The organism is Micromonospora sp. BL1 (genome assembly GCF_003667485.1).
In the GTDB taxonomy this organism is placed as follows: Bacteria; Actinomycetota; Actinomycetes; order Mycobacteriales; family Micromonosporaceae; genus Micromonospora; species Micromonospora tulbaghiae.
Map to the genome: position 1 here is coordinate 21,844 of NZ_RCVK01000257.1, position 6,476 is coordinate 28,319.

A 6,476-nucleotide genomic window follows, 5' to 3' on the forward strand; every position below is an offset into this window, starting at 1 on the left:
GTGCCTTCAGATCACTTGAACTCTGCGGTCGCGTACCGCTCGTCGGTGAGCGGGCTCGCCTTGATCCCGGTCACGTCCTTGCCGAACACGATCGCCGGCGGGGAGTGCGAGATCGGCACACCCGGCAGGAAGTCCATGATCGACTTGTTCAGTGCCTTGTACTTCTCCGTCCGCGCCGCCGCGTCGGCGGTGGTGTCGGCGTCCTTGAACTGCGCGAAGAGTGCGGGGTTGTTGAAGCCCCACTCGTCCTTCGGACGGTCGAAGAAGGTGCCGATGAAGTTGTACGCGTCGCCGTAGTCACCGGTCCAGCCGAGGAAGTGCAGGTCGTGCTTGTTCCCGGAGGTGGTGGCGTTGAGGTAGTCCGGGCTCCACTTCAGCGGGATGGCCTGGACGTTGATGCCGACCGCCTTGAGGTCCGCCGAGAGCAGCTCGAAGATGTCCTTCGGGTTCGGCATGTACGGCCGGGTGACCTCGGTCGGGTAGTGGAACTTCAGCGTCAGGTTCGACGCGCCGGCCTCGGCCAGCAACTGCTTGGCCTTCTCCGGGTTGTAGTCGTACTTGGTGACGTCGCCGTTCCAGCCCTCGACGGTGTCCGGGAAGAAGTTCATCGCGACCTTGGCGCCCGGGGGCAGCTTCGAGTCGACCAGGGCCTGCCGGTTCAGCGCGTGCGCGATGGCCTGCCGGACCTTCAGGTCGGCCAGCTTCGGGTTCCCCTTCTGGTTGATCGCCAGGTAGAGGATGTTGAAGGCGGGCCGGGTGAGGACGTTGAAGCCCTCCTTCTTCAGCGGCTCGACGTCGGCCGGGCCGACCAGGTCGTAGCCCTGGATGTCACCCGAGCGGAGCGCCTGCTTGCGGGCGTTCTCGTCCGAGATCGTCTTGAAGATGATGGTCTTCAGCTTGGCCTTGTCGCCGTAGTAGTCGTCGTTGCGCTCGATGGTGAGCGACTTGTTCGCGACGTCCCACGCCTTGAACTTGAACGGGCCGGTGCCGGTCGGGTGCTCCATCGCGTACGCCGGGTACTTGATGTCCTCGGCGGTGCCGGTCACGTTGCTGGCGTCGTACTGCTCCATCGCCTTCGGGCTCTGGATCGAGAACGACGGCAGCATGAGCGCGGCCGGGATCTTGCTGGAGACCCGGGTGAACGCCAGGTCCACAGTGGTGGCGTCCTTGGCGGTGCAGGACTTGAAGAGGCTCGGCGGCAGGTCCGGGTTCTCGTTCTTGGCGAACCCGCCCATGACGTCCTGCCAGTACGCGGTCACGTCCGGGCTCTGCATGAGGCCCTTGGCGTTGTACCAGCGGTTGAAGTTGACGCAGACGGCCTCGGCGTTGAAGTCGGTGCCGTCGTGGAACTTGACACCCGAGCGGAGCTTGAACGTCCAGGTCGTGCCCGCCGCATCCGGCGTCCAGGACTCGGCGAGGCCCGGCGTCACCTTGGTGCCGCCCTCCTCCGGACGGACCAGGGTCTCGAAGACCTGGCGTGCCACGCGCAGCGACTCACCGTCGCTGGCGAAGCTGGGGTCGAGCACCTTCGGGTCTCCGGCGACGCCGAAGACGAGGGTGTCCTTCTTGCTATCTCCGGAGCCACTCTCACGGTCGCTCTCGGCGCAGCCTGCAACCGCGAGGGCCGCGACCGCGACGGCCGCGATTGCGACCTTCGGCCTGGATGCACGCATGGTGCTTCACCTCGTCCTTGGGGGTACGGACAACGTGGTGACAGGGTCACCGATGTGCGCAGACCTTAGCCCTCGGGTGGACGGCGCGGAAACGGGCGGGGGGCGGGTTGGTATCGAATCGTGTCTGTTCCGCAACGAGGCATACGAATCGAAGGAGAATCCCTTACCTCGCCGAACTTTCGTCGGTTTGAAGGGCGAATTTATTACGTCGATCCGGTCCCGGACGCACGTTCCTGTTAGATCGACCGACATGCCGGTACGGCCCGGAGACACGTCCGGCGGGCACCCCGCAGGGCACCCGCCGGAGGCGGTACGACTGGATTCAGACGGCCCGTCGGCCCTCGAAGGCCCGGCCCAGCGTGATCTCGTCGGCGTACTCCAGGTCGCCGCCGACCGGCAGTCCACTCGCGAGCCGGGTCACCGCGATCCCCATCGGCTTGACCATCAGCGCCAGGTAGGTGGCGGTCGCCTCGCCCTCGGTGTTCGGGTCGGTGGCGAGGATCAGCTCGCGGACCTCGCCGCCACCGAGTCGGGTCATCAGCTCACGGATCCGCAGGTTGTCCGGGCCGATGCCCTCCAGCGGATTGATCGCGCCGCCGAGCACGTGGTAGCGCCCGCGGAACTCGCCGGTCCGCTCGATCGCCACCACGTCCTTCGGCTCCTCGACCACACAGAGCACCTCGTCGGTGCGCCGTGGGTCGCGGCAGATCCGGCACTGCTCCGACTCGGCCACGTTGTAGCAGGTCGTGCAGAACCGGACCAGGTCCTTGACCTTGCGCAGCGCGCCGGCCAGCCGGTTGACGTCGGCCGGATCCGCCGACAGCACGTGGAACGCGATCCGCTGGGCACTCTTCGGGCCCACGCCCGGCAACCGGCCCAGCTCGTCGATCAGATCCTGGATGGCACCCTCGTACATCTGCCGGCTCAGAACCCGGGCAGGCCGAGGCCGCCCATGCCGCCCGCGAGCGGGCCCATCTTCTTCTCGGTCAGCTCGCGGGCCGCCTCGGCGGCGTTGTGCACGGCCGCGACGACCAGGTCCTCGAGCGTCTCGACGTCCTCCGGGTCGACCGCCTTCGGGTCGATCTTGATCGCCTTCAGCTCACCGGTACCGGCGACGGTCGCGGTGACCAGGCCACCGCCGGCGGTGCCGGTCAGCTCCGCCTCGGCCAGCTCGGCCTGGGCCTTGGCGATCTGCTGCTGCATCTTCTGCGCCTGCTTCAGCATCTGCTGCATGTTCGGCTGTCCACCTGGGCGCACGGACCGCTCCTTCTTCCACTCGTCTGCTCGGCCGCGCCCAGCCTAGTCGGGCCACGGCACCGCTGAATCGCGGTCGGCGCGCGCTCAGCGCGCGTCCACCTCGTCGATCTTCTCCGCCCCGAACGTCTCGCGCAGCAGCTGCACCGCCTGCTCCTCGCTCGACTGCCGGGCGGTCCGCTCGTCGATCACGTCGTCCAGCGGCTCGTCACCCGGATCGAACCCCTCGTAGGCGGGCGCCGCCGCCGGCGCGCCCCCGCCCCGCACCGGGCCGTCGAAGTCCGGGTCGTAGGGCGGCTCGCCCGCCCACTCGGCATCAGCCGTCTTCCGCGCCGGCTGCGCCGCGCGCGGCCCCTTGCCGGGACCACCGCCCGCAGCGGCAGCCGCCGCAGCCGCACGCGCCGCCGCGATCGCGCTGTTCTTCGCCCCCGCCGGCCTCGCCCCACCGGCAGGCGCCGGCGCCGCCGCGGGTGCCGCAGGCTTGGGTACGACGACAGGCGCGGTAGCGGTCGCCGTGCCCCCGCCCGGACGGGCCGCCGCCGGCCAGTCCTCCCCGTCGCCGGTGCTCGCGGCCGAGGCGGTACCGGTGGCAGAGGCCGCGCCACCGGGCCGGGCCGGCTCCGGCCAGTCCTCCTCGCCGGCCTGGTCTGCCGCAGCGGTCGCCGTCGAACGGTGCGAGGCGTCGGGCGAACCCGCGCCGGCCCGGCCCGCCGGTCCCCCGGCCTGGCTACCAGTGGCCTGGTTACCGGTGGCTCGGCTGCCCGAGCCGGACACCGGCCGTCCCGGGGCGCCGCCGACCGCGTCGGTTGCCGGACGTCCGGCGACACCGGAGTCCGGACGGCCTGGCCCGGCGTGGGCCGAACCCGGACGGCCCGGTCCTGCGTCGGAGCCGGGGCGGTTGGGTCCGGTGTCGAAGCCGGGACGGCCCGGTCCCGCGTCGGCTGCTGCCGAGTGGGAGGCGTCCACGCCGACGGAATCGGGGCGCGCGTGAGCGGTGCCGGCCGCGCCGGAGGTGTCCTGTCCGTACCCCGCGTCAGCCGCGCCCGCGTTCGGGCGGACACGCCCCGCGTCCGCGTCCGGACGGCCCTGAGCGGTACCTACCGCCCCGGAGTCCGGGCGACCGGACCCGGTGTCGGACGCCGGGCCGGACGGGGCGGCCGCCGGGCGGGCCGGGGCGCTGTCGGGTGCGTTGCGGGCCGGTGCGGCGTCGGCCTGCGCGCGGCTCGCACCGGACGGGCGGGACGGGCCACCGAGCGAGGCCGCGCCGCGCTCGCCCGCCACCTCGCAGCGGATCTGCCAGCGACCGCCCAGCTCCTCGTAGAGCGCGTCGGTCAGCACGGCGGCGTGGTCGGCCATCATCTTCGCCAGCACCGTGGACTTCACGGTCAGCACGAGCGTGTCGCCGTCCAGGTCGCGTACCACCGCGTCCCGCATCAGTGCGGCGATCCGCTTGTTGCTGCGGTTGACCTTGCCGACCACCTCGGGCCAGACCCGGCGCACCGCGACCGCGTCGAGCGCGCCGGGGTTGCCCGCGCCGGGGCGGGGCGGCTCGGGCGTGGCCGGGTCCGGCATCACCGCGGACGGCGGTACCGGGCGTCGGGCAGCGGCCTGACCCGACGTCGTCGAGCCGGCGGCGGCTCGCTCGGCGGCGGCCGGCGCAAGGAACCCGGCGTCCGTGTCGGCGTGGACCCCGGCAGCCGCGGCCGCTTCGGTCGCCATCGGCGCGGTACGCGGGCCGGACTCGGCAACCGCACCGGCCGGCACGGGACGGGAATCGGCGCCCGCACCGTTCGGGGCCGGACGGGAACCGGGTGCGGCGTTCCGGGTAGCCGCCGCAGCGGCGGCAGCGGCACGTGCGGCGGCGGCACCGGTCGGGGCACCGGCAGCCGCCGGCGTGCCGGCGGTATCCGGGTGGACCGCGGCGGCAGCCGCGCCCGGGGCGGGAGCCGCCGGGCGTACCCCCTGGGTCTGGGTGGGGTGCGCGGAGTCGGCGGCGGCCGGCGGCAGCTCGGCGCCCCCGAGCGTCAGCCGGCGCTCCATCCGCTCCAGGCGCTGGAGCAGGCCGGCCGAGGAGTCGTCCGCGCCGGGCAGGAGCATGCGCGCGCAGATCAGCTCCAGCAGCAGCCGTGGCGCTGTGGTGCCGCGCATCTCGACCAGGCCGTTGTGCACGATGTCGGCGCAGCGGGACAGCGTGGCCGGGCCGAGGCGGTGGGCCTGGGCGGCCATCCGCTCGATCTGGTCGGCCGGGCCGTCGATGAGGCCCCTGGCGGCGGCATCGGGCACCTGCTGCAGGACGATCAGATCGCGGAGGCGTTCGAGCAGGTCGGAGGCGAAGCGGCGCGAGTCGTGCCCGGCCTCCGCGACCCGGTCGACGGTGGCGTACGCGGCGGCGCCGTCACCGGCGGCGAGCGCGTCGCACATCTCGTCGATCAGCGCGGCGTCGGTGACACCGAGCAGCGCGGCGGCCCGGGCGTAGCCGACGCCCTCCGGGTCGGCGCCCGCGATGAGCTGGTCGAGCACGGAGAGGCTGTCGCGCATGCTGCCCCCGCCGGCGCGCACCACCAGCGGGAAGACCGCCGGCTCGACCTTGACGCCTTCTGCCTCGCAGAGCTGCTCGAGGTAGGGGCGGACCACCTTCGGCGGGAACAGCCGGAACGGGTAGTGGTGGGTCCGCGACTTGATCGTGCCGAGGACCTTCTCCGGTTCGGTGGTGGCGAAGATGAACTTGACGTACTCCGGGGGCTCCTCGACCAGCTTGAGCAGCGCGTTGAAGCCGGCCGACGAGACCATGTGCGCCTCGTCGATGATGTAGATCTTGAAGCGGCTGCGGGCCGGCGCGAAGAACGCCTTCTCGCGCAGCTCACGGGCGTCGTCGACACCACCGTGGCTGGCCGCGTCGATCTCGATGACGTCGATCGAGCCGCCGCCGTCGGGAGCCAGCCCGCGGCACGAGTCACACTGCCCGCACGGCTCGGGGGTGGGGCCCTGCTCGCAGTTGAGGGAGCGGGCCAGGATCCGGGCGCTGGAGGTCTTGCCGCAGCCCCGCGGACCGGAGAAGAGGTAGGCGTGGTTGAGCCGCCCGCTGCGCAGCGCCTGCGACAGCGGCTCGGTTACCTGCTCCTGGCCGATCATCTCGGCGAACGTCCGCGGCCGGTACTTGCGGTAAAGGGCCAGTGCCACCCGTCCCGCCTCCTCTCGACCGAGCCATTCTGCGCCGGTCGGCCCCGGGTGACCACCCACCACCCCGTGACCCGACCCGCAGCGACGTTACCCGGCCCGGGAGACAGAAAGGCCTCCCGTGCACCCGGCAGAGCTCGCTTATCCTTGCTGCCTTCCGGCCCTGGGGAGGTTCACGAGGTACCGCCGCACGGGAGGTGACGCCAAGCCTACCCGAAGGGTTGTGGATCTTCCGGGAGGGTGGGGGTCACGTCCGCGCTGATGGTGTAAGAGACGGCCATCGCGTGATCCGGTCTGATGCTATGCGGCGATCGGGGTGGGGTCGGGTTGGTCGGTGTCGTGTTGGCTGGTGTCGACGGTGATCAGGCGGGC

4 protein-coding genes and 1 other RNA gene are annotated in these 6,476 nt (G+C 71.9%); all 5 read right to left on the reverse strand.

The genetic code is table 11. The annotated features are described in order from the left end of the window. Positions 1-11 precede the first annotated feature (11 nt). The gene (locus tag EAD96_RS17815) at positions 12-1,673 is read right to left on the reverse strand and encodes an ABC transporter substrate-binding protein (protein WP_120572732.1); all 1,662 of its coding nucleotides are present in this window, start codon (positions 1,671-1,673) and stop codon (positions 12-14) included. A 322-nt stretch (positions 1,674-1,995) separates the two neighbouring features. After that, entirely contained in the window at positions 1,996-2,589 is a 594-nt protein-coding gene (recR, locus tag EAD96_RS17820) for a recombination mediator RecR (RefSeq protein ID WP_013289050.1), read from the reverse strand. An 8-nt stretch (positions 2,590-2,597) separates the two neighbouring features. After that, on the reverse strand, positions 2,598-2,906 hold the full coding sequence (locus EAD96_RS17825) for a YbaB/EbfC family nucleoid-associated protein (RefSeq protein ID WP_064446817.1): 309 nt from the start codon (positions 2,904-2,906) through the stop codon (positions 2,598-2,600). 108 nt (positions 2,907-3,014) lie between these two features. After that, entirely contained in the window at positions 3,015-6,107 is a 3,093-nt protein-coding gene (locus EAD96_RS17830) for a DNA polymerase III subunit gamma and tau (protein WP_121685108.1), read from the reverse strand. A 107-nt stretch (positions 6,108-6,214) separates the two neighbouring features. Continuing rightward, positions 6,215-6,304: signal recognition particle sRNA small type (gene ffs, locus EAD96_RS17835), an RNA gene on the reverse strand. Between the last annotated feature and the right edge of the window lie 172 nt (positions 6,305-6,476).

Excerpts from the sequence above, each read along its gene's own strand:
- EAD96_RS17815 (WP_120572732.1), bottom strand. The coding sequence starts at position 1,673 with ATGCGTGCATCCAGGCCGAAGGTCGCAATCGCGGCCGTCGCGGTCGCG.
- recR (WP_013289050.1), bottom strand. The coding sequence starts at position 2,589 with ATGTACGAGGGTGCCATCCAGGATCTGATCGACGAGCTGGGCCGGTTG.
- EAD96_RS17825 (WP_064446817.1), bottom strand. The coding sequence starts at position 2,906 with ATGCAGCAGATGCTGAAGCAGGCGCAGAAGATGCAGCAGCAGATCGCC.